The organism is Mesorhizobium sp. M0923 (assembly GCF_040319365.1).
GTDB lineage: Bacteria > Pseudomonadota > Alphaproteobacteria > Rhizobiales > Rhizobiaceae > Mesorhizobium.
The window spans coordinates 37,921-64,224 of the sequence record NZ_JAMYNW010000016.1; the positions used below are offsets into that span (position 1 = coordinate 37,921).

Consider the following 26,304-nt stretch of genomic DNA (forward strand, 5'->3'; position numbering starts at 1 on the left):
TAAGCATTTTCCTCCAGCGACGACACCCCTCATGCCAATCTTGGACGCGGTCCTGCTCTTTCTCGCCGGCTTTCTATCAGGCGCGGTCAACGCAGTTGCCGGCGGCGGCACGTTCATAACCTTTGGCGCCATGACCCTGGCCGGCCTGCCGCCGATCGTCGCCAATGCGACATCGTCGGTGACGCAATTTCCTGGCTACATCACCTCGACGCTCGCCTATTGGCACGACATCAAGCATTTCTGGCGCGGCGCACTGCTGCTCAGCCTCATTTCGGCTTTCGGTGCGCTGTCTGGCGCGCTCATCCTTCTAGGGCTCGACAACCCGTCGTTCCGCGCCTTGGTGCCGTGGCTGCTGCTGGCGGCGACGGCGTTGTTCGCTGCCGGGCCATGGCTGAAGCCGGCGCCCAAGCCGGAGCATGAGGCCGCGGTGGGTTCGCTGGTCGGATCGCTGGCGCAGTTCGCCACTGCCGTCTATGGCGGCTTCTTCGGCGCGGGCATGGGCGTCATGATGCTGGCGACGCTCGGCCTCACCCAGTCCGGCGACTATCACCGGCTGAACGCACTGAAGAACATGCTGGCCGTTGTCATAGCTGCGGTCGCCATCCTGGTCTTTGTCTCCGGCGGCGTCATCGCCTGGCTGCAGGCGATCATCATGATCCCAGGCGGCGCGCTGGGCGGCTATGCCGGCGTCTGGATCGCCAGGCGCGTGCCACAGAACGCGGTGCGCGGCTTCGTCATCGCGGTCGGCCTGTTCCTGGCGTTTTACTATTTCGACAAGGGCTGAGCGGCCAAAAGATCAGGCCTTCGCTCTTTCGTCAGCTTTTCCGCCTCGGCCCGCCGCCAGGCGGCGATCTTCTTGTGATTGCCCGAAATCAGCACTTCGGGGATCGGCCGGCCCTCGAACTCCTGCGGCCGCGTGTAGTGCGGATGTTCGAGCAGGCCGTTCTCAAAGCTCTCTTCGTCGCCCGACACCGCATTGCCCATGACACCGGGCAGCAGCCGCACCACGGCGTCTAACAGCACAAGTGCCGCCGGCTCGCCGCCGGACAGGATGAAGTCGCCGATCGAGACTTCCTCGAGGCCTCGCGATTCGATGACCCGCTGGTCGACGCCTTCGAAGCGGCCGCAGACAATCACCGCACCCGGCCCGCCGGCGAGCTCGCGCACACGGCGCTGCGTCAGCGGCTTGCCGCGCGGGCTCATTAGCAGTTTTGGACGCAGATCGCCCGGCGGCGAGGCATGGTCGATGGCGCTGGCCAGCACGTCCGCCCGCATCACCATCCCGGCGCCACCGCCGGCCGGTGTGTCATCGACAGTACGGTGACGATCGCTGGCAAAGTCGCGGATCTGGATCGCCTTGAGCGACCAAATGCCGGTCTCCAGCGCGCGTCCGGCCAGCGACAGGCCGAGCGCGCCGGGAAACATCTCGGGATAGAGCGTCAGCACCGAAGCGGAAAAACTCACCGGTTGCCTCCGGCGTCCCGCGGCCCGCGCGGCCTGCCTTTGGGGTCGAAGCTGTCGCGGCCGGCAGGCTCGCCGTCCTCGTCCTCGACCAACCCTGCGGCGGCCGGATCGATGCGGACAAAGCCGCCGGCGATCGACACTTCCGGAACGGCGGCCTGCGTGAACGGGATGAGCACGCCTTTGCGCCCCGCCAGCGTCACGTCGAGAATGTCGCCGCCGCCGAAATTATGCACGGCGACGACCTTTCCGATGACCGCACCAGTGTCATCCTTGACCTCCAGCCCGACGAGGTCGGCATGGTAGAATTCATCCTCTTCGCCCTCGTCCGGCAACACCGAACGGTCGACGAACAATTCGGTGCCGGCAAGCGCCTCCGCGGCATTGCGATCGCTGACGCCTTTGAAACGCACCACCACCACCGTGTTGGCAGGCCTGATATCGACGATCTGGAAGGCGCGGCCATCCCTGGCGTAGAGCGGACCGTAATCGGCCAGCGCCAGCGGGTCGCCGGTAAAGCTCTTGACGCGCAATTCGCCCTTGATGCCATGCGCGGCACCGATCACGGCCATCTGGACGGGGTTTTGCGGCTTGCTCATCTGCGGAAAATCCTTTGCCTTGCTCTAACCCCAGCCCGTCGTCATTTCAATGATGCCGCTCTTCACCGCTTCCTAACCCGCGTGCCGGAAGATGGCGGAGAACTGGAAGAGCGCAATGCAGGAATTCCTCATACCGGCAAAACCCGATCTACAGGCGGCGCGCGAGGCCTGGCTGAAGATGCTGGCGCGCGAACGACGGCTGTCGCCCGAAACCGTCGAGGCCTATGAGCGCGACACGCGCCAGTTCCTGCATTTCCTGACCGGCCATTGCGGCGGCTCGCCCGGCATTTCCGACATCGCCGATCTGCGCCCCGCCGATCTGCGCGGCTTTCTCGCTGCCCGCCGTACCGAGGGCGCCGGCGCCCGCACGCTCGGGCGCGGCCTAGCCGGCATCCGCTCGCTGCTGCGTTTCCTGGAACGGCGCGGCCTCGCCAATGCGGCAGGTGCGGCAGCCTTGCGCGCGCCGCGGCAGCCGAAATCGCTGCCCAAGCCGCTGACCGCAAGCGATGCAAAACACGTCGTCTCGGTGGAAGGCCAACTGGCGGAGGAGCCGTGGATCGCCGCGCGCAACGCCGCCGTGCTGACCCTGCTCTATGGGTCCGGCTTGCGCATTTCCGAGGCGCTCGGCCTGTCGGGCGCCGATCTGTCCTCGCCTGGTGAGACCGTGCTGCGCGTCACCGGCAAGGGCGGCAAGACGCGGTTGGTGCCGGTGCTGCCGGTGGCGCTGCGGGCGATTGCCGAATACCGCCGCTTGTGTCCCTATCATCTCGATCCCAAGGGCGTGCTGTTTCGCGGTGCCCGCGGCGGCCCGCTGAACCCGGCAATCGTTCAGCGCGACATGGCCAAGCTGCGCTCGGCGCTCAACCTGCCCGACACGGCGACGCCGCATGCGCTGCGCCATTCCTTTGCAACGCATCTGCTTGGGCGCGGCGGCGACCTGCGCACCATCCAGGAGTTGCTCGGCCACGCCAGCCTGTCGACAACCCAGATATACACCGGTGTCGACACCGCCAGGCTGCTCGAGATTTACGAAGCAGCTCATCCGCGTGCGTGATGGATGCTTGATTGGTGGCCATCTCGCAACAATTTTGATGCGCCGATTAACCGTTTTGCCGCTTTTTGCGCCTAGAACCGCAGCATGAAACGCCTCATCGCCATCGCCGACCGCGCGACCCATGTGTCGCTGAAGCTGCTTGTCGCGCTCAACGCCCTGTTTTTCCTCTCCTTCCTCATCATCGCGCTGCTCGCCGCAGGCAAGGCACGCGCCGAGATCCCGGTCTGCGCCGGTACCGATATGCTGGGCGCGCTGCAAAAGGACGACCCGGCCACCTACCGCAAGATCGAGGCGGACGCGGCAGTGACGCCGAACGGCAAGGGCCTGCTGTGGAAGCTCGAAAAATCAGGCGAAAAACCGTCTTTCCTGTTCGGCACCATGCACGTTACCGACCCGCGCGTCACCACGCTGCCGCCCGCCGCGCAGAAGGCATTCGATGCGGCTGGCACCGTCATCATCGAGACCACCGAAGTGCTCGACAAGCAGAAGATGATGGCCGCACTGCTGAAAGAGCCGGATCTGATGATGTTCACCGACAAGACGACGCTTTCGTCGCTGCTGTCGCCGCAGGATGCGGCGGTGGTCAACAAGGCGCTCGATGCGCGTGGCATCCCGGCAGCGACCGTCGCCAAGATGAAGCCCTGGTTGCTGTCGGCGATGGTGGCGCTGCCTGCATGCGAAGTCGCCCGCCAAGCTGGCGGCGCACCGGTGCTCGACGTCAAGCTTGCCAAGGACGCCGAGGCTTCGGGCAAATCAGTCGAGGGGCTGGAGACAATCGCCGACCAGTTGCGCGCCATGGCTTCGCTGCCGATCGCCTTTCACCTGAAGGGGCTGGTCGATACGCTGAAGCTTGGCGACAAGGTGAACGACGTCAACGAAACCATGATCGTGCTTTACCGGCGTGGCGACACTGGCATGTACGTACCGCTGTTTCGGGCCGTCATCCCCGAACAGGTCGACGACCAATCGGGTTACGCCGAATTCGAGCAGACCATGATCACCAGCCGCAACAAGGTGATGGTCGATCGGGCAGCGCCGATCCTCGCCCACGGCAATGTCTTCATGGCGGTCGGCGCCATGCACCTTCCCGGCGCGCAAGGCTTGGTCGAGGGTTTCCGCAAGACCGGCTACACGGTGACCGCCGTCAACTGAACAACACGGCGGAGTTGCACACCGAATCATTGCCGTGGCGCGACGGCGGACCACCCGCGCTTCGTGCCAAGAAACTGAAAAAGGTTCGGTTTGGCTCGATCGAACCCATTTTGCGGTGGAAATGCATGCCTGCAAGCGATTCCGGATCAGAATTGCCCTGTTTTCGGCGTTTTCAACGCCTAATGTGAAACCGATTCAACGATTGTACGTTGATGGCTATTACTTGATGTTTTTCATCCACGGAGGACACTTTTATGGCGAACACACCCAATCCGAACGACCCATTCACCTCACCGGGTACCGCACGGCCACGCGGCGGCGGCAGCGGCTGGCTGATTGCCCTGGTCGTCGTTATCCTGGCAATTGTCGCCTATTATGTTTTTGGAAGACGTAGCGAGGCACCTGCGCCTGCCGAACCGCCCGCAGCCAGCACACCGGCTCCGGCTCCAGCACCTGCCGAGCCGATGAAGCCAGCCGAACCGGCTCCTGCGCCAGCTCCGGCAACACCCGCTCCGGCTCCCGCTCCGGCAGAACCTGCACCCGCGCCAGCCCCGGCCCCGGCCCCGGCACCAGCACCGGCCCCTCAGTAATCAGACTGCCGACTTAATATATGAACGGCCCGCTGAAAGGCGGGCCGTTTTGTTTTTGGGAACAGCCGTCGATGGCTTCGTCATCCCAGGGCGGAGCGAACGCGAAGCGGAGCGCAGACCCTGGGATCCATGCCGTGACATCCGCCGAAGAATGCAGTGGTGCAGAATCACCGGTTACCAGCCGATGCGAAGAGGCACTCGATTCTGGTTCGCCGGAACACTGCCGCTTAGGTAACGGCATGGATCCCAGGGTCTCCGCGACATCGCTCCGCTCCTGCTCCGCCCTGGGATGACGAATCGCGGATGTTTCAGCCAATCTCTAAGCTTTGCGAAGTTGTGTGCGTCAAGTTCTGCAAAAATGGCGTGGCAGTAGCTGTGACGTCGGCGTGTCCGCCGCGCAGCCCCCGTGTTTAGCGGAGCGGCGGACACACGGCGGTGCTCAGGCGGCCAATGCTCTCAGGCTCTCCTTCTTGTGCTCGCGCAGATGATCCATGTTGAGATAGCGGGTCGCCTCGAGCCAGTTCTCGTGGATCTCGACCGCCAATGCCCGAACCAGCCGCAGGCAGCTCCGCGGGTTGGGGAAGATGCGAACGACCAGGGTGCGCCGCTTGATCTCCTGGTTCAGCCGCTCCAGCATGTTCGTCGACTTCATGTGCTTGTGGTGGGCAAGCGGCAGCCGATAGAAGCTCAGCGTCTCCTCGATGTTGTCTTCCACCCAGTTGACCAGCTTCGGGTATTTGGCCTGCCATTTGGCGATCCACTGCGCCAGGTCGCGTTTGACCTCGGCAAGGTCGCGCCGGTCGTAGAACCATCTGAGCTCCATCAGGCAATCGTCGTCGACCTTGCGCGGCACGTAGTCGAGCGCGTTTCTGAGGAAGTGCACGTAGCAGCGCTGCCAGACCGCTTCGGGCAGCACTTCGCGGATTGCCGCCCTGAGCCCCGGATGGTCGTCGGAGACGACGAACTCGACGCCGGCGAGCCCGCGATTCTTGAGCCCCGTCACGAACTCGCGCCAGCTCGAATGGCTCTCCCGGTTGGCCAGCTCCACGCCCAGGACCTGGCGCCGGCCCTCCCAATCCACGCCGATCGCCACCAGCACCGCCTGGCTGGCGATCACGCCCGCCTCGCGAGCCCGTTCATAGCGCGCGTCCAAGATGAGATACGGATAGCTTTCCTCGAGCCGCTGCGTGAAGAACGCCTTGAGCGCCTCATCCAGCCGCATCGTCGCCTCGCTCACCGTCGAGGCCGAGAAAGAGTGGCCGCACAATTCCTCCCTCACCGCCTTCACCTTGCGGGTCGAAACGCCTTGTACGTACATCTCGACCAGCGCCGACACCAAGGCCTTCTCCGAACGCTGATAGCGCTCAAACAACTCCGTCGAGAACCGGCCCGTCCGATCCTGCGGAACGCGAAGTTCCAGCACCCCAACCCGCGTCACCAGCTTGCGCTCGTAATACCCGGACCGGTAACTCACCCGCTCCGCCGTCCGCTCGCCTTTCTCGGCCCCGATCGCCTCCGTCATCTCGGCTTCCAGAGCCTCCTGCACGACAGTCTGCAATACCTGGCGAAAGCCGTCCTCATCCGACAGCAGCAACGCTTTCAACTCGCCCCTGCTCAGTTTAACTTCTCGATTGGTCATGGCACTTCCCCTTCCACGGGAATCGGTGATTGCAACGTCACCACCGTGCCATGGCCGCTCGCCCTTCAGAGCAAGCGCCGTTCTCTCTCCAAAACTTTTTGCAGAACCTTCAGGACACTATCCTTTGCGATTCACCGCGTTTGCTCAGATATGGATGGGCTTGAAGAACGTCGCCAATGCCGCCTCCTTGACCGCCTCCGACATTGTCGGATGGGCGTGACAGGTGCGGGCTAGGTCTTCCGACGAGCCGCCAAATTCCATCAGCACCGCCGCCTCGTGGATCATCTCGCCGGCGCCGAAGCCGACGATGTGGACGCCGAGCACGCGGTCGCTGGCCTTGTCGGCCAGGATTTTCACAAAGCCGTCGGTGTGCAGCATGGCGCGCGCCCGGCCATTGGCGCTGAACGGGAATTTTCCCGCCTTGTAGTCGACGCCGGCCTTCTTCAATTCTTCTTCGGTCTTGCCGACCGAAGCGATTTCCGGCGTGGTGTAGACGACGCTCGGAATCACGTCATAGTTCACATGCCCGGCCTGGCCGGCAATGGTTTCGGCCACCGCCACGCCCTCGTCCTCGGCCTTGTGGGCGAGCATCGGGCCGGCGATGACATCGCCGATGGCGTAGATACCGGGGACGTTGGTCCTGAGATGGCCGTCGGTCTTGACCCAGCCGCGCTCGTCGACGTCGACGCCTGCCTCCTTAAGCCCGAGAGCGTCCGAATAGGCCCGTCGTCCCGTCGCGATCAGCACGGCGTCGGCCTCGATCGTCTCGGCCGCCCCGCCTTTGACTGGCTCGAAGGTGACCGTCGCTCCCTTCTTGGCCTTGGCGACGCCGGTCACCTTGGCGCCCAGCCTGAACTCAAAGCCCTGCTTCGACAGCAGGCGCTGGAACTGCTTGGAGACCTCGCCATCCATGCCGCCCAGGATGGTGTCGAGGAACTCGACCACGGTGACCTTGGCGCCGAGCCGCGCCCATACCGAGCCGAGCTCCAGACCGATGACACCGCCGCCGACCACCACCAGATGGCCCGGCACCTTGTCCAGCGACAGCGCGCCGGTCGACGAGATGATCACCTTCTCGTCGAAATCGACCTTGACGCCGGGAATGCCGGCGACGTCGGAGCCGGTGGCGATGACGATGTTCTTGGTCTCGATCTCCTCGACCTTGCCGTCATCGGAGGTCACCGACACCTTGCCGGCCGCAACTACCTTGCCGGTGCCACGAAAACTGTCGATCTTGTTCTTCTTGAACAGGAAGGCGACGCCATTGACGTTGGCCGTCACGGTCGCATCCTTGTGTGCCATCATCTTCCCAAGGTTGAGCTTGGGCGCGCCGATCTCGACGCCAAGCGCATCGAAGGAATGGCCGGCCTCGGCAAACATCTCGGACGCATGCAGCAGCGCCTTCGACGGGATGCAGCCGATGTTGAGGCAGGTGCCGCCGAAGGTCGGATTCTTTTCGACCACCGCCGTCTTCAGGCCGAGCTGCGCCGCCTTGATGGCGCAGACATAGCCGCCCGGTCCCGATCCGATGATAACGACGTCATAGGCCATGATACTGTCCCTTTGCTTTAGCGGCCGCCGCCGACTTCCAGATTGGCGCCTGTCGTGTAGGACGCCTCGTCCGACACCAGCCAGAGAATTGCGGCTGCGACTTCCTCGGCGGTGCCGGCGCGCTGCATGGGCACCACCTTGCGCATTCTCTCGGCGCGATCCGGCTGCCCGCCGGAGGCATGAATTTCGGTGTCGATGATGCCCGGGCTGACGGCGTTGACACGGACGCCTTCCTCGGCCACTTCCCGCGCCAGGCCGACAGTGAAGGCGTTGATCGCGTTCTTGGAGGCTGCGTAGTCGATATATTGACCTGCCCCGCCAAGCCTTGCCGCGATCGAAGACAAATTGACGATGGCGCCGCCCTTGCCGCCATTTCTGGTCGACATGCGCTTCACCGCTTCGCGTGCGCAAAGCATCGGCCCAATCACATTGATCCGCATCATGCGCTCGAGCCGCGCGAACGACATCTCGTCGACCCGTGACAGGCTGTCGACGACACCGGCATTGTTGACCAGCGCATCAAGCCCGCCGAAGCGGTCTTCGACCGCCTCGAACATGGCCAGCACATCCGTCTCGCTGCCGACATCGGCCTTGAGGGCAAAGGCTTCTCCGCCGCCGGCCTCGATGTCGGCGACCACCGTTTCGGCCGCTTTTGCATTCGACGCGTAATTGACCGCAATGCGGTAGCCGGCCTTGGCGGCAAGCCTGCATGTAGCGGCGCCAATGCCGCGGCTGCCGCCGGTCACCAGCAGGATTTTTCCGCTCATTCCTGACATCCTTTCAGGGCAAAGACGTCCCAGGGCACCTTGGAAAAGCCGTTGGCGCCATAGGCCGCCGACATCTGCAACGACGCTCCCAGATCGGGAAGGATCAGCTTCTTCGGCGCATCCTTTCCTTCGCCCGGCAGCAACGCGATGTTGCCCTGGTCGTCGGCCGTATAGATGACCCCCTCCCACACGGTGCAAGCGGCGAGCTCGTCGCCGGTGACGTCGCCGGCCGGGCATTTGTACATCAGTGAGCCATGCGGCCGCGCCACGCCCTCCGTCCACATGACGATGCCGTCGAGCACGACGCCCTTGTCGAGCACCATCTTGAAACTGTTGGTGACGGCGGCCGATTCGCCGGTTGGCCTGAAATCGATCTCGGCTGCGTTTTCAGTGTCGCCGTAGACGGCCAGTTCGAGCGGGCAGGCGGCAAGCGCAGCGGAGACCGTCTGCACGCCGAGTGCGGAGATCGTGACAAACAAACCGGACCGGAAACGAGAGGAACCCATCCGGTGGCGCAGATCCATTCTCCGGCTCACTCGGGCCGCCCTAGAGGTCGAGCACCAGCCGCTCGGGATCCTCCAGGCTTTCCTTGACCCGCACCAGGAACGTCACCGCTTCCTTGCCGTCGACGATGCGGTGATCGTAGGACAGCGCCAGATACATCATCGGCCGGATGACGATCTGGCCGCCGACCACCACCGGCCGCTCCTGGATCTTGTGCATGCCCAAAATGCCCGACTGCGGCGCATTGAGGATCGGCGTCGACATCAGCGACCCGTAAACGCCACCGTTGGAAATCGTAAACGTGCCGCCTTGCATATCCGCAACCGATAGCTTGCCGTCGCGCGCCGCAAGCCCGAGCCTGCCGATGTCCTTCTCGATTTCGGCGATGGACATCTGGTCGGCATTGCGCACGACCGGCACGACAAGGCCTTTTTCGGTACCAACGGCGACGCCGATATGGGCGTAGTTCTTGAAGATGATGTCGGTGCCGTCGATCTCGGCGTTGACGGACGGGATCTCCTTCAGCGCATGGGTGACGGCCTTGGTGAAGAAACCCATGAAGCCGAGCTTCACACCGTGCTTCTTCTCGAACACGTCCTTGTATTTGCTCCTCAGCGCCATCACCGCGCTCATGTCGACCTCGTTGAAGGTGGTCAGCATCGCGGCGGTCGATTGCGCTTCCTTGAGGCGGCGCGCGATGGTCTGGCGCAGCTTGGTCATGCGCACGCGCTCCTCGCGCGACGCATCGTCGGCCGAGGACGGCGCGCGCGCGGCGACAGGTGCCGGCACAGGTGCTGCCTTTGGCATTTCGGCCGGCTGCGACGGCGCGCCCCTGGCGATCAGGTCGAGCACGTCGCCTTTCAGCACCTGGCCGCGCTTGCCCGAGCCCGAGACCTGGTCGACCGCAAGATTGTGCTCGGCCAGCAGCTTTGCCGCCGACGGCGCCGGCGGCATTGTGCGTGTCTCAATCGCGCCGGCGTCGCCGGCGATCTTGGCCGTCTCGGCCGCGGCCTGCTGGACGCTCGAGGCCGCGGTCGGAGCCGAGGCCTGCGACACCGCGTCCGGCTTCGCTGCCGGAGCGGCGGCAGCATTGGCTGCTGCGCCGGCGCCTGCCGAAATCGTGCCGAGCAGCGCCCCGACGCCAACCGTCTCGCCTTCCTTGACGGCGATCTCGCTGAGCGTGCCCGCGGCGGCGGCCGGCACTTCCACCGTCACCTTGTCGGTTTCGAGTTCGACCAGCGGCTCATCGGCGGCGATCGCGTCGCCGACCTTCTTGAACCATTTGCCGATGGTCGCCTCGGTGACGGATTCACCAAGTGTCGGGACGCGGATTTCGGTTGCCATTGTGCCTGTCCGTTTCTTTCGGTTCTATTTTATCCGCCCAGTTCTGTTCTATTCACCAAGCGCGTCGTCGAGCAAGGCGGCAAGCTGGGCGAGATGCTTCGACATCAATCCGGTCGCCGGCGAGGCGGCGGCCGGCCGGCCGGTATAGCGCACCCGCTGGTGCTTGGCGTCGATATGCGCCAGCACCCATTCGAGATACGGATCGATGAACGACCAGGCGCCCATGTTCTTGGGCTCCTCCTGGCACCACACCATCTCGGCATTGCGGAAGCGCGACAGTTCGGTGATCAGCGCCTTGGCCGGGAACGGATAGAGCTGCTCGACGCGCAGCAGGTAGACGTCGTTGATGCCGCGCTTCTCGCGCTCTTCGTAGAGGTCGTAGTAGACCTTGCCCGAACAGAGCACGACACGGCGGATCTTCGAATCCTTGGTGAGCTTGATGGCCTGGCCCGACAGCAGCTGGGCGTCGTCCCACAACAGCCGGTGAAAGGCGCTTTCGCCCGACATTTCCGGCAGCGTCGACACCGCCCGCTTGTGGCGCAGCAGCGACTTCGGCGTCATCAGGATCAGCGGCTTGCGGAAGTCCCGCTTCAATTGCCGGCGCAAGATGTGGAAGTAGTTGGCCGGCGTCGTGACGTTGGCGACCTGCATGTTGTCTTCCGCGCAAAGCTGCAGGAAGCGCTCGAGCCGGGCCGACGAATGCTCCGGCCCCTGGCCTTCATAGCCGTGCGGCAGCAGGCAGACGAGGCCCGACATTCTGAGCCACTTGCGCTCGCCCGACGAGATGAACTGGTCGAATACCACCTGGGCGCCATTGGCGAAGTCGCCGAACTGCGCTTCCCACAGCGTCAGCGCCTTCGGCTCAGCCAGCGAGTAGCCATATTCAAAGCCGAGCACGGCCTCTTCCGACAGCATCGAGTTGATGACCTCGAACCCGGCCTGCGCCGCCGACAGATTGTTGAGTGGGATGTAGCGGGTCTCGTCGCGCTGGTCGTAGAGCACGGAATGGCGCTGCGAGAAGGTGCCGCGCTCCGAATCCTGTCCGGACAGCCGGATCGGATTGCCGTCGAGCAGGATGGCGCCGAAGGCCAGCGCCTCGGCCGTCGACCAGTCGATGCCTTCGCCCGATTCGATCGCCTGGCGGCGGTTGTCGAGGAAGCGGATGATCGTCTTGTGTGCCTCGAAATCCTTCGGCACCTCGGTCAGCTTCTTGCCGATCTCCTTCAGCGTCTTGACCGGTACCGCGGTCTTGCCGCGCCGCTGTTCGTCCTGGTTGTCGGCCGAGCGCAGGCCGGACCAGGCGCCGTCCAGCCAGTCCGCCTTGTTCGGCTTATAGTGCTGGCCGACCTCGAATTCCTGCTCGAGATGCGCCCGCCAGTCGGCCTTCATCTTTTCGAGCTCGGCCTGGCTGATATGGCCTTCGGCGATCAGCCGGTCGGCATAGATCTGCATGGTCGTCTTCTGGTTGCGGATCTTGCGATACATGATCGGCTGGGTGAAGGCCGGCTCATCGCCCTCATTGTGGCCGAAGCGGCGGTAGCAGAACATGTCCACCACGACAGGCTTGTGGAACTTCATGCGGAATTCGATCGCCACCTTGGTGGCATGGACCACGGCTTCCGGATCGTCGCCATTGACGTGGAAGATCGGCGCCTCGATCATCTTGGCCACGTCGGACGGATAGGGCGACGAACGCGAAAAGCGCGGGTTGGTGGTGAAGCCGATCTGGTTGTTGATGATGAAATGCAGCGTGCCGGCGACGCGGTGGCCACGCAGGCCAGACAGGCCGAGGATTTCGGCAATCACGCCCTGGCCGGCAAAGGCCGCATCGCCATGCAGCAGCAGCGGCAGCACCTTGGCGCGCTCTTCCAGCGGCACGATCTCCTCGCGGCTGCGGCCAAACAGATAGTCCTGCTTGGCGCGCGCCTTGCCCATAACCACCGGATCGACGATTTCCAGATGCGATGGGTTGGCGGTCAGCGACAGATGCACCTTGTTGCCGTCGAACTCGCGGTCGGATGAGGCACCGAGATGGTACTTCACGTCGCCCGAGCCTTCGACCTCGTCGGGCGCGGCCGAGCCGCCCTTGAACTCGTGGAAAATGGCGCGGTGCGGCTTGGCCATCACCTGCGACAAAACGTTCAGCCGGCCGCGATGCGCCATGCCGAGCACGATCTCCTTCATGCCGAGCTGGCCGCCGCGCTTGACGATCTGCTCCAGCGCCGGGATCAGCGACTCGCCGCCATCGAGGCCGAAGCGCTTGGTTCCCTTGTACTTGACGTCGATGAACTGCTCGAAGCCTTCGGCCTCGACCAGCTTTTGCAGGATCGCCTTCTTGCCGGTGGCGGTGAAGGAGATCTCCTTGTCGGCGCCCTCGATGCGCGCCTGGATCCAGGCCTTCTCCTCGGGATCGGAGATATGCATGAATTCGACGCCGAGCGTCGAGCAATAGGTCCGGGTCAGGATGTCGAGCATCTGCCGGATGGTGCCGAATTCCAGCCCGAGCACATTGTCGAGGAAGATCGGCCGGTCGTAATCGGCTTCGGTGAAGCCGTAATTCTCCGGCGACAGCTCGTTATAATCCTCGAGCGGCTTGGCAATGCCGAGCGGATCGAGATTGGCATGCAGGTGGCCGCGCATGCGAAAGGCGCGGATCATCATGATGGCGCGGACGGAATCGCGCGTCGCCTGATGCACGTCGGCGTCGGAAAGCGCTGCGCCGTTGCCGGCTGCTCGGTCCTTCACCTTCTTTTCGATGTGCTTTTCGACCAGGCCCCAATTGCCGTCCAGCGCCGAGACAAGCTCGCCGTTGGCCTGCATCGGCCAGGAGGGCTTGGCCCATGAGGCGCCCTTGGCATTCTTGCGCACGTCGCCAGCGTCGTCCTTCAGCGCCGCGAAAAAGTCCTGCCATTCGGGATCGACCGACGCGGGATCGTCCTCATAAGCGGCATAAAGCGCGTCGATATAGTCGGCATTGCCGCCATAGAGAAACGAGGTAAGCGAAAACTGGTCGTTGGTTTGATCTTGTCGTGCCATTTTGCCTAGCGGAGTGCTACTCCGTTCTCCCTATCCCTAATGCGCTACCACGCGGCTAAGCCGCCACATGCCAAAAGGGTTCGTATACAGATTGTGTTCCCCGTCTGGCTGCTGCGTCTCCACACTCAAACGATATCGCGGTGCGCCTGCTTCCAGTCCAAACGTCTGACCGGCCAAAAGCTCGGGGCTTTCGTAAAGTTGATACATGTTGAAGCCGCGAAGCAGCTTGACGGCAGACTGAAATTCGTCACCTGAAACGATAGAATCCCAAAGCCCCAAATTACGCATGCCGCAGCTGTAGGTCGTCGTGCCATCCGAGACAGAATCCAGAACCATCAGTCCATAGATCTCAACAAAATCACCGCTTGTGCGTTCAAGCCATTGATCGGCTGAGAATGCCTTGCCGGCCGTTTCGACCTTCACGCCAAGACCGCCGGCCTTGATCAGATGGGCTGCCGCTTTTGCGACGGAAATCGACGTTTCCTTCGTTTGTGGGGATGTGGAAAGCAGGTAGACGACGCTCCTATGCGAGGCGATTTTGTCGATGACATCCTTACCGAGCTCGTTGACGAGGCCAGCGCTAGCGAAGGCTCTCGTCATGTCCTCGTCGCGGTCGCAGAAATCAAACTCGAACGCAGCTTTGCTCGGGCCGTGCATCACGATCATCCCCGCAGCCACATAATCAGCTGAAGGCATCGACGCCTCTGCAACGGCGCGCACAAAGGCCGACCTGCCTTCCCAAGGGCCGGGTATGCATAGGATGATGCGCTTCTCGTCTTCCATGTCCTGCTCATCGACATTCGAAAGCTCGACTGCTCACTTTCTTAACCCTTGATCGCCTCGACCAGTGTCGTACCGAGCCGTGCTGGCGACGGCGATACCTTGATGCCGGCCGATTCCATCGCCGCGATCTTGTCTTCCGCGCCGCCCTTGCCGCCCGAGATGACCGCGCCCGCATGGCCCATGGTGCGGCCCGCCGGCGCCGTGCGCCCGGCGATGAAGCCCGCCATCGGCTTGCTGCGGCCACGCTTTGCCTCATCCTTGAGGAACTGCGCGGCGTCTTCCTCGGCCGAGCCGCCGATCTCACCGATCATGATGATCGACTTGGTCTCATCGTCGGCAAGGAACATCTCCAGCACGTCGATGAACTCCGTGCCTTTGACCGGATCGCCGCCAATGCCGACGGCGGTGGTCTGGCCGAGACCGACATTGGTGGTCTGGAACACCGCCTCATAGGTAAGCGTTCCCGAGCGCGAAACAACGCCGACCGAGCCCTTGCGGAAGATGTTGCCGGGCATGATACCGATCTTGCATTGGTCGGGGGTCAGCACGCCGGGGCAGTTCGGCCCGATCAGCCGCGATTTCGAGCGGTCGAGCCTCGCCTTGACCTTGATCATGTCCATCACCGGTATGCCCTCGGTGATGCAGACGATCAGCGGGATCTCGGCCTGGATCGCTTCCAGGATCGCTTCGGCGGCACCCGCCGGCGGCACGTAGACGACCGAAGCGTTGGCGCCGGTCTTCGCCTTGCCTTCGGCTACGGTGGCGAAGATCGGCAGTGCCTCGCCCTTGGCGCCGGTCCAGATCTCGCCGCCCTTCTTGGGATGGATGCCGCCGACCATTTTCGTGCCGTGATAGGCCAGCGCCTGTTCGGTGTGGAACGTGCCGGTCTTGCCGGTCAGGCCCTGCACCAGCACCTTGGTGTTCTTGTCGACGAGAATGGACATGGTGGTCCTTTTCAAAAACCGTTGATCGGGGAAGGCCGCGCGCTCATCGTCACAACCGCTTCAGCTCGGCGACGGTCAGGTCGCTCTTGGCGTTGCCGGTGTTGAGCGTCGTCGCCGGCTCGAACATCAGCACCACAGGTTCTTCGCTCAGCGAGCGCGGCCGGTGCTCGACGGCGCGCGGCACGACGATGAACTCGCCGCTGGAAAGCTCCACCGTGCCGTCGCGGAAATCGATGGCGATGCGGCCGCGCAGCACCAGGAAGGCCTCGTCTTCATTGTCGTGCGCGTGCCAGTCGAAGACGTCGCCGAACTTGGCGATCTTGACCTGGCTGTCGTTCACGTCGCCGGCAATATGCGGATCGAAGACCTTCTTGATCTTCGTATCCGCCGCCTCGACGAGGTTTATCTTGTGCGGAGGCACAGGCTCATTCCTTTTCCGTCATCGGGCATCGGCAGCGTGCTGTTCATCAATCTCATCCCGCAGGAAACGGTCAGGTGCATGTCCGAGATCATTCTCTTTGCCATACATCCAGGCTCTCATTTTCATCGTAGGTTTGAACGGGCTCTTTCCTGCTCCGACGACGACGTACCACTCGCGCCCAATCTCATCTGACACCTGATAAAGCCAGAAACGTCGATAATTATCGGTCTCCTCAGCGACTACGCCCCGCACTTTGTAGTGCATCGGTTTTTCGTCCAGCTTCCAATGATAGTGGCACTCCCAAAGGTATTGTTCGATTTCCTCGACCGAATAGGGGCTGCGGTCGGGCAGCTGGTCCAAGCTCTGAACCTCTTCTTCCCAGTGAATGGGGAAGCTACCCAACGCAACGCTCCTAGTTTCTCAGTGTTTCACCGCCGCCACGATCTTCTTGGCCGCATCGTCGAGATCATCGGCCGACACTACGTTCAGCCCGCTGTCGTTGATGATCTTCTTGCCGAGCTCGGCATTGGTTCCTTCCAGCCGCACAACCAGCGGCACTTGCAGGCCGACCTCCTTGACCGCGGCGATGACGCCCTCAGCGATGATGTCGCACTTCATGATGCCGCCGAAGATATTGATCAGAATGCCTTTGACCGCTGGATCCTTGGTGATGATCTTGAACGCCGCCGTCACTTTTTCCTTAGACGCGCCGCCGCCGACATCGAGGAAGTTGGCCGGCTCGGCGCCGTAGAGCTTGATGATGTCCATCGTCGCCATGGCAAGGCCGGCGCCGTTGACCATGCAGCCGATATTACCGTCGAGCGCGACATAGGCCAGGTCGTATTTCGACGCCTCGATCTCCTTCTCGTCCTCTTCGGTGGTGTCGCGCAATTCGAGCACGTCCGGGTGGCGGAACAGCGCATTGTTGTCGAACGACACTTTTGCGTCGAGCACGCGCAGCCGGCCGCTCTTCATGACGATCAGCGGGTTGATCTCGAGCAGGCTCATGTCCTTCTCGACAAACGCCTTGTAGAGGATCGGAAACAGCGTGCCACCATCTTTGGCGGCGTCGCCGTCGAGCCTCAGTGCGGCGTTGAGCGTGTTCACATCGTCGGCCGTCACGCCCTTTTCCGGGTCGATGGCGACGGTGATGATCTTTTCCGGCGTGTCGTGGGCGACCGCCTCGATGTCCATGCCGCCCTCGGTCGAGACGACGAAGGCGACGCGCCCGACCGAGCGGTCGACCAGGATCGACAGATAGAGCTCGCGCTCGATGTCAGCGCCGTCCTCGATGTAGAGCCGGTTGACCTGCTTGCCGGCCGGGCCGGTCTGCTTGGTGACCAGCGTATGGCCGAGCATCTCCTTGGCGTTGGCGACGACCTCGGCCACCGACTTCGCCAGCCTGACGCCGCCCTTCGCATCGGCGCCGAGCTCCGTGAACTTGCCCTTGCCGCGGCCGCCGGCATGGATCTGGCTCTTGACCACATAGAGCGGGCCGGGCAGCGCCTTGGCGGCGGCTTCCGCCTCGCTCGCCTTGAACACCGGCACGCCCTCGGCCACCGGTGCGCCAAAACCTTTCAGCAGCGCCTTGCCCTGATACTCATGGATGTTCATGCGCTATGTCTCCAGCTTGTTTGGCGGGCTTGGTTGCCGGCTTATTTGGCCGCGAGATGCGGAGCGATCTTGACGCAGGCGTCGCACAGACCCTGCACCGCGGCGACCGAACTGTCGAACATCTTCTGTTCGCTTTTCGCCAGTTCGATCTCGATGATACGCTCGACGCCGCCGGCGCCGATCACCACGGGAACGCCGACATAGGTGTTCTTGACGCCATATTGGCCGGAAAGAAAGGCAGCACAGGGCAGCACCCGCTTCTTGTCCTTGAGATAGGCTTCGGCCATGGCGATGGCCGAGGCGGCGGGCGCGTAGAAGGCCGAACCGGTCTTGAGCAGGCCGACGATCTCGGCGCCGCCGTCGCGGGTGCGCTGCACGATCTGGTCGAGCCGCTCCTTCGAGGTCCAGCCCATCTTGATGAGGTCGGGCAGCGGGATGCCGGCAACGGTGGAATAGCGGATCATCGGCACCATGGAATCGCCGTGGCCACCGAGCACGAAGGCGGTGACATCCTCGACCGAGACCTTGAATTCCTCGGCCAGGAAATAACGGAAGCGCGAACTGTCGAGCACGCCGGCCATGCCGACGACATGGCTCTTCGGCAGGCCGGAAAACTTCTGCAGCGCCCAGACCATGGCGTCGAGCGGATTGGTGATGCAGATGACGAAGGCCTTCGGCGCGTATTTCTTGAGGCCGGCGCCGACCTGCTCCATCACCTTCAGATTGATGCCCAGAAGATCGTCGCGGCTCATGCCGGGCTTGCGCGGCACGCCGGCGGTGACAATGCAGACGTCGGCGCCCTCGATGCCGGCATAGTCGTTGACGCCGGTCAGCCTGGAGTCGAACCCATCGACCGGCGACGACTGCGCGATGTCCAGCCCCTTGCCTTGCGGGATGCCTTCGGCGATATCGAACAGCACGACGTCGCCGAGATCCTTGAGGCCGACCATGTGGGCGAGGGTGCCGCCGATCATGCCCGAGCCGATGAGCGCTATCTTGTTGCGTGCCATGTCAGGATGTTTTCCCTTTGACTATGACGGCGCCCAAATCCTTGACGATTTGATGACGGCGTCGGAGGAAGAGGCCGGAATGCTGCGGAACCGCGAAATTCGCCGCACGCAATAGCCCCGGCCGTGCAAAAATTCAAACGATTATTTTGGAGTGAGTAATTTCAATCGGTTAGAAACAATGGGACTTACGTAAACGTAAAAGTTCTGAAGCCGGCTAGAGGAATTCTACACAATGGCATCTGAAATCAGAAGGCTATTTCCGGGCGATGACGCCCTTGTGATGCGGGTTGCCGACGAGGTTTTCGATGAGCCGGTCAGGCCGGATCGACTCTCTGCCTATCTCGCGGCGCCCGGCCATTTCATGATCGTGGCCCTCGCCGACGGCGTCGTTATCGGCCAATGCGCCGCGATCGTCCACCGGCACCCGGACAAGGTGAGCGAACTCTACATAGACGAGGTCGGTGTGGCGCCGGCCTTTCAACGCCAGGGCATTGCGACGAGGATGCTCGACGCCATGTTCGCACTCGGTCGCGAGCATGGTTGTGAGGAGGCCTGGGTCGGCACCGAGCCGGACAATGTTGCTGCTCGCGCACTTTACGAGTCGCGAAAGGTGCCGCATGGGCCGGCGGAGGATTTTGTGATGTATGTTTATCGATTATAGACGCGGCGGGACGGACCCTTTTAACGATGGCTGGACAGGTGTGAAGGAGCGCTGCAGATCAGCCTGCTGGGCATCGGGCTCCTAGCCCTAAGCCTGCCGCGCCTCTGTCGATGATCCCCGCGCCTTCTGCCTTTCCACCCAATCCTCCAGCCAGTCGTGGCTCTGCATCTCGATCAGCCGCGATGCGGTGCGCTCGAACTCGAAGACCTCGTTGCCGCGCTTGGCCGTATAGAGCTGCGGCGGCGGTGCTGCGGCGCTCATCACCAGCCGCACATGATGATCGTAGAGCGTATCGACCAGCAGGATGAAGCGCTTGGCTTCGTTGCGCTTGCCTTCGCCGAGCACCGGCACATGGTCGATGAAGATGGTCGAGAAACGGCCGGCGATGGCAAGATAGTCACGGGCGCCGAGCGGCCTCTCGCAGAGATCAGCGAAGGAAAACCGCGCCGCCTCGCCGGCAGCACGCGGCACTACGACATGCCGGCCCTTCACCATCAGCATCGTCTCGGCCGTCGGCCTGCCATGCGTCATCACCGCCCAGGCGTCGTCGAGCGCATGGTCGGCGGCGGCATCGGCCGGGGTGACGTAGACCGGCATGCGGCTGAGCTTGTCGAGGCGGTAATCCTTGTCGGCGTCCAGCGCCAGCACCTGCGCGTGGCGCTCCAAGATAGCAACAAACGGCAAGAACAACTGACGGTTCAGGCCGTCACGGTAGAGCTCCTGCGGCGCGACATTGGAAGTGGCGACCAGCACCACGCCATTGGCAAACAACGCCGAAAACAACCTGGACAGGACCATCGCATCGGCGATGTCGGTGACCGAAAACTCGTCGAAGCACAGCACCCAGGCTTCCTCGGCCAGCGCGCGCGCCACCGGTGGGATCGGATCGTCCTCCTTGGCCGTGCCGTTCTTGCGAGCCTGCCGGTGCTTCTGGATGCGATCCTGCACGTCGGCCATGAAATCGTTGAAATGCACGCGGCGCTTGCGCCGCACCGGCAGCAGCTCGAAGAACATATCCATCAGCATGGTTTTGCCGCGGCCGACGCCGCCATGGATGTAGAGGCCCTTGACTGCCTCGTGCACTTCGCGCTTGCGGGCGAACAGCCACCCAAGTGCGCTTGATTTATGCGCCAGCCGCTTTGCCGATATTTCGTCGATCAGCCGGTCGAGCGCAGCGGCGATCCGCTCCTGCGCCGGGTCGCGCCCGATGGCGCCCGTCTCGACCAGATGGTCGTAGCGCTGCTTGACGGTCGCATGGGTCTGGAGGCCGTCACGCAGATGCATCGGTCACGTCGTTCTGCAGCAATTCCAGGAAAGTGTATAACGGTTTTCCGTCCGGAATTGCGTAACAATAGGGGCGGTTCGATTACCTTGTTAGCGAGATCGGCAGGCCGTTGGAAGTCTGGCCGTCGAATTTCTCGCCGCCCGAGGAATAGAGCCGTGCCAGCGTGCCGCCGTTCTCGTCAAAGAGCGTCAGCTGTTTGCCGGCGACGTTCCAGGATTTGATGCCGTCGAGCGGCGCCGGGCAATGCAGCGGTCCGGCGCGATAGCCCGAGCCGAATTTGGTCTGCGGCGTCGCCACCTGACAGCTCTGGCCGGACACGCTTGCCTTCCACACGCCGGCGACGCTGGAGGCGGTCAGGTCGGCCGCGCCGGCCGGCGCCGTCCCGTCGGGCGGCAACGAGGCGACCTGGGTGTTCTGCGGCGCGGTTGGAAATTTCGACGGATCGGCCGGGCCGGGTGTCGCCGGGGGCGGCAGCTGGTTTGCAGTCACCTTGCCGGCGGGCGCAGCTTCCAGCGGCGCCGGCTGCTGCTCGTCCATTGATGAGAACCGCGAGGTTGAACAGCCGCTCGCAACGAGCGCGGCCAGCGATACGGCCAGCAGGCCGGTTTTCGAAAATCTCATTCTTCAACCTCCGTCGGATCCGGCTGGGGGGTGCCGTCCGCGCAATGTCCCTCTCACCAAGATGGAGAAGGTGGCGAAATTTCAACCCGATATGGTTAAAATACGGTTTGCGCCGCTAATGTTGCAAATTTATCGCAAAATGCACATTGCCTGGCTGATACCTCCGGGTCGGTGCGATACGGCGCGCCGGCTCCAAATCCTTGACGTTCACCTCAAATGCTTGCGCCAGCTGGCTCCGGCATTATCTCTTGGCGATCAGCAAACTGCAGGGAGCCGATTTCTTGGCCGCGAGAAAGAGAGCCGCCAACCGCTATTACAGCGGCCCGCCCAGCGATCATTTCGACGGCACCTTGTTCTTCAATCCCGACGGCCGGCCGCCGGGTCGCTTTGCCGATCTGTTGAAATGGCAATTGAGCGGCGAGCGCTCGAAATGGCCGGCGGCGAATCCGAGTCCGTTTCCACCGGCAAGACCGGTCGAGCGGATCGATGGTGCAGCGCTCCGCCTCACCATGGTCGGCCATTCCTCGCTGCTCGTCCAGACAGCCGGCCTGAACATCCTTACCGATCCGGTCTGGTCGCGGCGTGTCTCGCCAATCTCGTTCGCCGGGCCGAAACGCGTCAATCCGCCGGGCATCGCCTTTTCCCATCTGCCGCCGATCGACCTCGTGCTGGTCAGCCACAACCATTACGACCATCTCGACCTCGCCACGCTGAAGCGCCTGAAGGCAAGGCACGACCCGCTACTGCTGACGCCGCTCGGCAACGACGCCATCATCGGCGCTGCCGTTCCCGGTATGCGGCTTTCCGCGCATGACTGGGGCGATCGGGTCGATATCGGCGATGACGTCGCCGTGCATGTCGAGCCGGTGCACCACTGGTCGGCCCGCGGTACTCGCGACCGGCGCATGGCGCTGTGGGCGGGTTTCGTCGTCGAAACGCCAAGTGCAAAGATCTATTTTGCCGGCGATACCGGCTTCCACGGCGGTATCAACTACCGGCTGATGGCTGAAAAGCATGGCGGCTTCCGCCTCGCCATCCTGCCGATCGGCGCCTACGAGCCGCGCTGGTTCATGGCGCCGCATCACCAGGATCCGGAGGAGGCGGTGCAAGGCATGCTTTTGTGCAACGCTGGCTATGCCGCCGGCTGCCACTGGGGCACATTCCGGCTCACCAACGAGCCGATCGACGAGCCGGCCAGAAAGCTCGGCGAAGCACTTGGAGCCGCCGGTCTGCCGCGGGATCGTTTCCGTGCCTTGCAGCCGGGCGAAGTCTGGGACGTGCCAGAGGTTTAGCGCGGCGGCTGGCCTGACGGCGAAGGCGGCTGCAAAGCTTCCATATGCCTGGCTATATGGGCGGCGTCGCGGCCCACATATGAAAGAAGGCCGGAGCCGAAGGTATGCATCCAATGAAGGCCAAGAAAGTATAGGCCGGGAAAGGCTGTCACGCCACGCTGTTGAATAGGTGCGTTGCGCGAATCGAAAATTGGTAAATCGATCCAGTTATAGTCGAAGCGATATCCCGTTCCCCAGATGACCGAGCCGACGTTCTCGCCGGAGATATCCACTGACCGGGCGCCGCCGACTTCCGCCAGGTTTGGCGTTGCTGAGCGTTCATTGCCATCGCTGATGTGGTCCGAGACTTCAGGTTTCTCTGCCAACGCCTCTGCCGCGGAGACAAAATCGTCATAGGACCTATCGGCTTCAGCCAATATCTGCGAGGCATCCCCGGCCACCAACAGTTTTCCATCGGCGCATCCGAGTACACGTCCCAGCACCACTCCACCATCGTGTGCAAAACGGCGGACGTTCATATCGTAACCGCCGTTGACACCGGTTACGACGGTCGAGGGGGGATACCGCCGCTCCGGGAAACTATCGATAGTGATCTCGAAACGTCCCATTTTGTCGAACCACCACAAAACATCCTGGCCGCGATAGCGCCGCGGCACCCGACGATGCGGACTGACCGAAAGATAGACATCGCGCCCGGATTGCTGGAGTTCATCCGCAATCTGGCTGCCGGATGCACCACTGCCCACCACCAGCACCACTCCGGGGGGAAGCTCGTCGGGGTTGCGGTACCTCGAAGCGTGAACCTGGTAAACGGATCGAGGCAAATCCTTGGCCGCCGCCGGTACCATCGAACGCTGGAACGGGCCCGTCGCCACAACGACATTGCGGGCCGTCATGCTGCCGGCGTTTGTCTCCAACGCATAATCGCCGGTATCCCTGTGTCGGAGCTTCGTGACCTCCACACCCTCGCGAACCGGAGCTGCAATTTTTGCCGCATAATGCTCGATGAACCGCGTGATGGCGGTGTGGTGGGCGAATCCTTCCGGTTCAGGGTCCTGATAAGAAACCCCAGGAAGCTCTATTGCCTGGTTGATGAATTGAAACCGAAGCGAATCCCAACGCTCAGTCCGCCAGCGTCCGGCAATACGCGCGCGTTCCAACACGACATGCTCACGTTCATGTTGGTGAAGATAGTAACTCATGGCGAGCCCCGCCTGGCCGCCACCAATAATGATCGTGTCCCAACGCTCAGTCATTGGAAAACTCTATCGCCGGCCCGCCAAACACGTCGTCAGCTTACGGTCTCGGTGCGGTGAAGATCATGGGTAAGACGAAAAAACGGATCCAAGATTGCTTAGCAGCGAAATATCCATTCCCGGACGTCAAATCGACACAACGGTAGCGTTCATTCAACACCATGACAACATTGCATCCGTAGCTGCATATCACAGCCAGGTCCTCGACCCGCCCAGCCACCGCAGGGAACCCAAGCCCTCGCAGAAGCGTTTGTAGGTGTTCAAACCTGCCGGCTGCGAGGTGTCTCTCATGATCAGGTGGATCATCATTCTTTTGATTATCGCGGCCGCGGCAAGCCTGCTCGGCATGCCGGCACTGGCTGGAGCCGCCGCAACCGGCGCCCGCATCCTCATCGGCATCGTGCTGATCATCTTCCTGCTGATCGTGCTTGGCGTATTCGCGGTGACCTGAAAAGCATGCCGCACTGGTAATTTCGGCCGGTATCCGCCATATAGGCGCCAAATCGGCAAGAGACCTTTCGATCCATGGCAAGCGCGGCCCCTTTCGCCAAGATGAACGGTATCGGCAACGAAATCATCGTTGCCGATATGCGTGGCCGTGCCGATCGCGTAACGCCTGCGGCAGCCGTCGCGCTTAATGCCGACGCCGCGACCAGGTTCGACCAGATCATGGCGATCCACGATCCCAGGACGCCGGGCACCGCCTTTTTCATCGACATCTTGAATTCCGACGGAACCAGTGCGCAAGCCTGCGGCAACGGCATGCGCTGTGTCGTCCAGGCGCTCGCCGCCGAGACGGGCCAGAAGACATTTGCCTTTGAAACAGTCGCCGGCATCCTCAATGCCGAGGAACATGCCGACGGAATGATCTCGGTCGACATGGGCAAGCCGCGCTTTGGCTGGCGGGACATCCCGCTGGCCGAGGAGTTTCGCGACACCCGCATGATCGAACTGCAGATCGGCCCGATCGATGCGCCGGTACTGCATTCGCCGTCGGTCGTCTCGATGGGCAATCCGCACGCCATCTTCTGGGTCGACCGCGACGTCCGGTCCTATGAACTCGAGCGCTTCGGCCCGCTGCTCGAAAACCACCCGATCTTCCCTGAGCGCGCCAACGTCACCATCGCGCAAGTGACTTCGCCGGAGACCATGGCCATCCGCACCTGGGAGCGCGGCGCCGGACTGACCAAGGCCTGCGGCTCGGCTGCTTGCGCCGCCGTGGTCGCCGCGGCCCGCACCCGGCGCACCGGCCGCAGCGTCACGCTGATGACGCCCGGCGGCGGCTCGCTGCACGTCCTGTGGCGCGACGACGACCACGTCATCCTGACCGGTGCCGCCGAATGGGAATTTTCCGGCAGCTTCGATCCGTCGACCGGGGCGTGGGCGCGCGACACCGAAAGCGCCGCCTGATGGCTCCTCGTGGCAACAGGGGTATCGACGTCGTCACCTTCGGCTGCCGGCTGAACACCTATGAATCCGAGGTGATGCGGCGTGAAGCCGAAAGTGCGGGCCTCGGCGGGCTCGAAGGCGGCGCTATCATCTTCAACACCTGCGCCGTCACCGGCGAGGCGGTGCGCCAGGCCAAGCAGTCGATCAGAAAAGCCCGCCGTGAGAACCCGGCCGCCCGCATCATCGTCACCGGCTGCGCCGCGCAGACCGGCCCGAAGGATTTCGTCGCCATGGACGAGGTCGATCTCGTCCTCGGCAATGAGGAGAAGCTGAAGGCGCATTCATATCGCGCGCTGCCGGATTTCGGCGTCAACGACACCGAAAAGGCGCGCGTCAACGATATCTTTTCGGTGCGCGAAACGGCCACCCACATGGTCGACGCCATCGAGGGCCGGGCGCGCGCTTTTGTCCAGGTGCAGAACGGCTGCGACCACCGCTGCACCTTCTGCATCATTCCCTACGGTCGCGGAAATTCGCGCTCGGTCCCGATGGGCGCCGTGGTTGAGCAGGTCAAGCGACTCGCCGGCAATGGTTATGCCGAGATCGTGCTGACGGGCGTCGACATGACCAGTTTTGGCGCCGATCTGCCGGGCGCACCGAAGCTCGGCAAATTGGTCAAGACCATCCTGAAGCAGGTGCCAGACGTGAAACGCCTGCGGCTTTCTTCCATCGATTCGATCGAGGCCGACGACGATCTGCTGGACGCCATCGCCACCGAGCCGAGGCTGATGCCGCATCTGCACCTGTCGCTGCAATCGGGTGACGACATGATCCTGAAGCGGATGAAGCGCCGGCACAGCCGCGACCAGTCGATCCGCTTTTGCGAGGATGTGCGCAAACTGCGCCACGGCATCGTTTTCGGCGCCGACATCATCGCCGGCTTCCCGACGGAGACGGATGCCATGTTCGAAAACTCGCTGGAGATCGTCGAGGAATGCGGCCTGACGCATCTCCATGTCTTCCCGTTTTCGCCGCGCCAGGGCACGCCCGCCGCGCGCATGCCGCAGCTTCGCCGCGAAATGGTCAAGCAGCGCGCCGCACGGTTGCGCGCCGCCGGCGAGGTCGCCTACCGCCGTCACCTTTCCTCGCTCGCTGGCACACGCCAGTCGATCCTGGTCGAGCGCGATGGGCTCGGCCGCACCGAAGGGTTTACGCTGGCCGTGTTGTCAGCCGGGGCGCCGGGCGACATCGTCGAGGCTGATATCGCCGGCAATGACGGTATCAGACTGATCGCCGCGCCGCTTGCCGCCCGCGCCGCCTGAGAGCGCAAG

Annotated in this window: 25 protein-coding genes; 8 read left to right on the forward strand and 17 right to left on the reverse strand. The window is 63.0% G+C overall.

All coding sequences use genetic code 11. From position 1 onward, the window contains the following. Nucleotides 1-31: 31 nt before the first annotated feature. Nucleotides 32-784, forward strand: a complete 753-nt coding sequence (locus tag NKH89_RS24330; RefSeq protein WP_023722715.1) for a sulfite exporter TauE/SafE family protein — start codon at nt 32-34, stop codon at nt 782-784. Here the strand turns inward: NKH89_RS24330 and trmD are convergent. Next, nucleotides 766-1,464 (reverse strand): tRNA (guanosine(37)-N1)-methyltransferase TrmD, encoded by a 699-nt coding sequence (trmD, locus tag NKH89_RS24335; RefSeq protein WP_031195242.1) that lies wholly within the window; start codon nt 1,462-1,464, stop codon nt 766-768. The two genes, NKH89_RS24330 and trmD, sit on opposite strands and share 19 nt — an antisense overlap. Beyond that, a complete protein-coding gene (gene rimM / locus NKH89_RS24340) occupies nt 1,461-2,060 on the reverse strand; it encodes a ribosome maturation factor RimM (RefSeq protein ID WP_023722717.1) in 600 nt (199 codons plus the stop codon). Before rimM ends, trmD begins: the two co-directional genes overlap by 4 nt. A 115-nt stretch (nt 2,061-2,175) precedes the next feature. Here rimM and NKH89_RS24345 point away from each other — a divergent pair, with 115 nt between their 5' ends. Together NKH89_RS24345 and NKH89_RS24350 are read left to right on the forward strand one after the other, a co-directional pair. Further along, nucleotides 2,176-3,114 (forward strand): tyrosine recombinase XerC, encoded by a 939-nt coding sequence (locus NKH89_RS24345; protein WP_036245843.1) that lies wholly within the window; start codon nt 2,176-2,178, stop codon nt 3,112-3,114. Between the two features lie 84 nt (nt 3,115-3,198). After that, the gene (locus tag NKH89_RS24350) at nt 3,199-4,266 is read left to right on the forward strand and encodes a TraB/GumN family protein (protein WP_352910338.1); all 1,068 of its coding nucleotides are present in this window, start codon (nt 3,199-3,201) and stop codon (nt 4,264-4,266) included. A gap of 1,029 nt (nt 4,267-5,295) precedes the next feature. On the opposite strand, the gene NKH89_RS24355 is transcribed toward NKH89_RS24350, so the two are convergent. From NKH89_RS24355 to mdh, 12 genes are all read right to left on the reverse strand, one after another. Further along, complete coding sequence (locus tag NKH89_RS24355; protein ID WP_352910341.1) at nt 5,296-6,495, reverse strand: IS256 family transposase; 1,200 nt, start codon at nt 6,493-6,495, stop codon at nt 5,296-5,298. Between the two features lie 144 nt (nt 6,496-6,639). Beyond that, on the reverse strand, nt 6,640-8,046 hold the full coding sequence (lpdA, locus tag NKH89_RS24360) for a dihydrolipoyl dehydrogenase (protein WP_352910344.1): 1,407 nt from the start codon (nt 8,044-8,046) through the stop codon (nt 6,640-6,642). Between the two features lie 17 nt (nt 8,047-8,063). Then, nucleotides 8,064-8,813 (reverse strand): SDR family oxidoreductase, encoded by a 750-nt coding sequence (locus NKH89_RS24365; RefSeq protein ID WP_502896936.1) that lies wholly within the window; start codon nt 8,811-8,813, stop codon nt 8,064-8,066. Next, the gene (locus NKH89_RS24370; RefSeq protein WP_352910349.1) at nt 8,810-9,337 is read right to left on the reverse strand and encodes a hypothetical protein; all 528 of its coding nucleotides are present in this window, start codon (nt 9,335-9,337) and stop codon (nt 8,810-8,812) included. The genes NKH89_RS24365 and NKH89_RS24370 overlap by 4 nt, the downstream gene beginning before the upstream one ends. A 22-nt stretch (nt 9,338-9,359) precedes the next feature. Then, nucleotides 9,360-10,661 (reverse strand): 2-oxoglutarate dehydrogenase complex dihydrolipoyllysine-residue succinyltransferase, encoded by a 1,302-nt coding sequence (gene odhB / locus NKH89_RS24375; protein WP_352548534.1) that lies wholly within the window; start codon nt 10,659-10,661, stop codon nt 9,360-9,362. A gap of 48 nt (nt 10,662-10,709) precedes the next feature. Then, on the reverse strand, nt 10,710-13,697 hold the full coding sequence (locus tag NKH89_RS24380) for a 2-oxoglutarate dehydrogenase E1 component (protein WP_352910351.1): 2,988 nt from the start codon (nt 13,695-13,697) through the stop codon (nt 10,710-10,712). 36 nt (nt 13,698-13,733) lie between these two features. Next, the gene (locus tag NKH89_RS24385; protein ID WP_023723112.1) at nt 13,734-14,480 is read right to left on the reverse strand and encodes a hypothetical protein; all 747 of its coding nucleotides are present in this window, start codon (nt 14,478-14,480) and stop codon (nt 13,734-13,736) included. Nucleotides 14,481-14,521: 41 nt separating this feature from the next. Then, nucleotides 14,522-15,424 (reverse strand): succinate--CoA ligase subunit alpha, encoded by a 903-nt coding sequence (sucD, locus tag NKH89_RS24390; RefSeq protein ID WP_023723111.1) that lies wholly within the window; start codon nt 15,422-15,424, stop codon nt 14,522-14,524. 49 nt (nt 15,425-15,473) lie between these two features. Beyond that, on the reverse strand, nt 15,474-15,845 hold the full coding sequence (locus NKH89_RS24395) for a cupin domain-containing protein (protein ID WP_023723110.1): 372 nt from the start codon (nt 15,843-15,845) through the stop codon (nt 15,474-15,476). Between the two features lie 18 nt (nt 15,846-15,863). Beyond that, nucleotides 15,864-16,247, reverse strand: a complete 384-nt coding sequence (locus tag NKH89_RS24400; RefSeq protein WP_023723109.1) for a hypothetical protein — start codon at nt 16,245-16,247, stop codon at nt 15,864-15,866. A gap of 18 nt (nt 16,248-16,265) precedes the next feature. After that, on the reverse strand, nt 16,266-17,459 hold the full coding sequence (gene sucC, locus NKH89_RS24405; RefSeq protein WP_023723108.1) for an ADP-forming succinate--CoA ligase subunit beta: 1,194 nt from the start codon (nt 17,457-17,459) through the stop codon (nt 16,266-16,268). A gap of 41 nt (nt 17,460-17,500) precedes the next feature. Beyond that, nucleotides 17,501-18,469 carry a malate dehydrogenase gene (mdh, locus tag NKH89_RS24410; RefSeq protein WP_023723107.1) on the reverse strand — a complete coding sequence of 323 codons (969 nt, stop codon included), beginning with the start codon at nt 18,467-18,469 and terminating at the stop codon, nt 17,501-17,503. A gap of 232 nt (nt 18,470-18,701) precedes the next feature. Here mdh and NKH89_RS24415 point away from each other — a divergent pair, with 232 nt between their 5' ends. Next, nucleotides 18,702-19,130, forward strand: coding sequence for a GNAT family N-acetyltransferase (locus tag NKH89_RS24415; protein WP_031195456.1), 429 nt, complete (start codon nt 18,702-18,704; stop codon nt 19,128-19,130). Nucleotides 19,131-19,217: 87 nt separating this feature from the next. On the opposite strand, the gene zapE is transcribed toward NKH89_RS24415, so the two are convergent. Next, nucleotides 19,218-20,414, reverse strand: a complete 1,197-nt coding sequence (zapE, locus tag NKH89_RS24420) for a cell division protein ZapE (RefSeq protein ID WP_352790100.1) — start codon at nt 20,412-20,414, stop codon at nt 19,218-19,220. Nucleotides 20,415-20,496: 82 nt separating this feature from the next. Next, nucleotides 20,497-21,036, reverse strand: a complete 540-nt coding sequence (locus NKH89_RS24425) for a protease inhibitor Inh/omp19 family protein (protein ID WP_023723103.1) — start codon at nt 21,034-21,036, stop codon at nt 20,497-20,499. Nucleotides 21,037-21,317: 281 nt separating this feature from the next. Between NKH89_RS24425 and NKH89_RS24430 the strand changes: the two genes are divergently transcribed. Next, complete coding sequence (locus NKH89_RS24430; protein WP_352494047.1) at nt 21,318-22,328, forward strand: MBL fold metallo-hydrolase; 1,011 nt, start codon at nt 21,318-21,320, stop codon at nt 22,326-22,328. Here NKH89_RS24430 and NKH89_RS24435 read toward each other — a convergent pair. Further along, on the reverse strand, nt 22,325-23,584 hold the full coding sequence (locus NKH89_RS24435; protein ID WP_352790097.1) for a flavin-containing monooxygenase: 1,260 nt from the start codon (nt 23,582-23,584) through the stop codon (nt 22,325-22,327). The two genes, NKH89_RS24430 and NKH89_RS24435, sit on opposite strands and share 4 nt — an antisense overlap. A 289-nt stretch (nt 23,585-23,873) precedes the next feature. Between NKH89_RS24435 and NKH89_RS24440 the strand changes: the two genes are divergently transcribed. The 3 genes from NKH89_RS24440 to mtaB all read left to right on the forward strand — a co-directional run bounded on the left by NKH89_RS24440 (nt 23,874) and on the right by mtaB (nt 26,295). After that, nucleotides 23,874-24,035, forward strand: a complete 162-nt coding sequence (locus NKH89_RS24440) for a DUF1328 family protein (protein WP_031195454.1) — start codon at nt 23,874-23,876, stop codon at nt 24,033-24,035. A gap of 74 nt (nt 24,036-24,109) precedes the next feature. Beyond that, entirely contained in the window at nt 24,110-24,994 is an 885-nt protein-coding gene (gene dapF / locus NKH89_RS24445; protein WP_352481057.1) for a diaminopimelate epimerase, read from the forward strand. Further along, complete coding sequence (gene mtaB / locus NKH89_RS24450; protein ID WP_352494045.1) at nt 24,994-26,295, forward strand: tRNA (N(6)-L-threonylcarbamoyladenosine(37)-C(2))-methylthiotransferase MtaB; 1,302 nt, start codon at nt 24,994-24,996, stop codon at nt 26,293-26,295. Before dapF ends, mtaB begins: the two co-directional genes overlap by 1 nt. Nucleotides 26,296-26,304: the final 9 nt, after the last annotated feature.

Bases quoted from the DNA above. Each gene is read 5' to 3' on its own strand.
- mtaB (WP_352494045.1), top strand. From the start codon at position 24,994: ATGGCTCCTCGTGGCAACAGGGGTATCGACGTCGTCACCTTCGGCTGC.
- NKH89_RS24355 (WP_352910341.1), bottom strand. From the start codon at position 6,495: ATGACCAATCGAGAAGTTAAACTGAGCAGGGGCGAGTTGAAAGCGTTG.
- sucC (WP_023723108.1), bottom strand. From the start codon at position 17,459: ATGAACATCCATGAGTATCAGGGCAAGGCGCTGCTGAAAGGTTTTGGC.
- NKH89_RS24330 (WP_023722715.1), top strand. From the start codon at position 32: ATGCCAATCTTGGACGCGGTCCTGCTCTTTCTCGCCGGCTTTCTATCA.
- lpdA (WP_352910344.1), bottom strand. From the start codon at position 8,046: ATGGCCTATGACGTCGTTATCATCGGATCGGGACCGGGCGGCTATGTC.
- odhB (WP_352548534.1), bottom strand. From the start codon at position 10,661: ATGGCAACCGAAATCCGCGTCCCGACACTTGGTGAATCCGTCACCGAG.
- NKH89_RS24370 (WP_352910349.1), bottom strand. From the start codon at position 9,337: ATGGATCTGCGCCACCGGATGGGTTCCTCTCGTTTCCGGTCCGGTTTG.
- rimM (WP_023722717.1), bottom strand. From the start codon at position 2,060: ATGAGCAAGCCGCAAAACCCCGTCCAGATGGCCGTGATCGGTGCCGCG.
- NKH89_RS24435 (WP_352790097.1), bottom strand. From the start codon at position 23,584: ATGACTGAGCGTTGGGACACGATCATTATTGGTGGCGGCCAGGCGGGG.
- NKH89_RS24385 (WP_023723112.1), bottom strand. From the start codon at position 14,480: ATGGAAGACGAGAAGCGCATCATCCTATGCATACCCGGCCCTTGGGAA.
- NKH89_RS24440 (WP_031195454.1), top strand. From the start codon at position 23,874: ATGATCAGGTGGATCATCATTCTTTTGATTATCGCGGCCGCGGCAAGC.
- dapF (WP_352481057.1), top strand. From the start codon at position 24,110: ATGGCAAGCGCGGCCCCTTTCGCCAAGATGAACGGTATCGGCAACGAA.
- mdh (WP_023723107.1), bottom strand. From the start codon at position 18,469: ATGGCACGCAACAAGATAGCGCTCATCGGCTCGGGCATGATCGGCGGC.
- NKH89_RS24380 (WP_352910351.1), bottom strand. From the start codon at position 13,697: ATGGCACGACAAGATCAAACCAACGACCAGTTTTCGCTTACCTCGTTT.
- NKH89_RS24425 (WP_023723103.1), bottom strand. From the start codon at position 21,036: ATGAGATTTTCGAAAACCGGCCTGCTGGCCGTATCGCTGGCCGCGCTC.
- zapE (WP_352790100.1), bottom strand. From the start codon at position 20,414: ATGCATCTGCGTGACGGCCTCCAGACCCATGCGACCGTCAAGCAGCGC.
- NKH89_RS24350 (WP_352910338.1), top strand. From the start codon at position 3,199: ATGAAACGCCTCATCGCCATCGCCGACCGCGCGACCCATGTGTCGCTG.
- NKH89_RS24365 (WP_502896936.1), bottom strand. From the start codon at position 8,813: ATGAGCGGAAAAATCCTGCTGGTGACCGGCGGCAGCCGCGGCATTGGC.
- NKH89_RS24345 (WP_036245843.1), top strand. From the start codon at position 2,176: ATGCAGGAATTCCTCATACCGGCAAAACCCGATCTACAGGCGGCGCGC.
- sucD (WP_023723111.1), bottom strand. From the start codon at position 15,424: ATGTCCATTCTCGTCGACAAGAACACCAAGGTGCTGGTGCAGGGCCTG.
- NKH89_RS24415 (WP_031195456.1), top strand. From the start codon at position 18,702: ATGGCATCTGAAATCAGAAGGCTATTTCCGGGCGATGACGCCCTTGTG.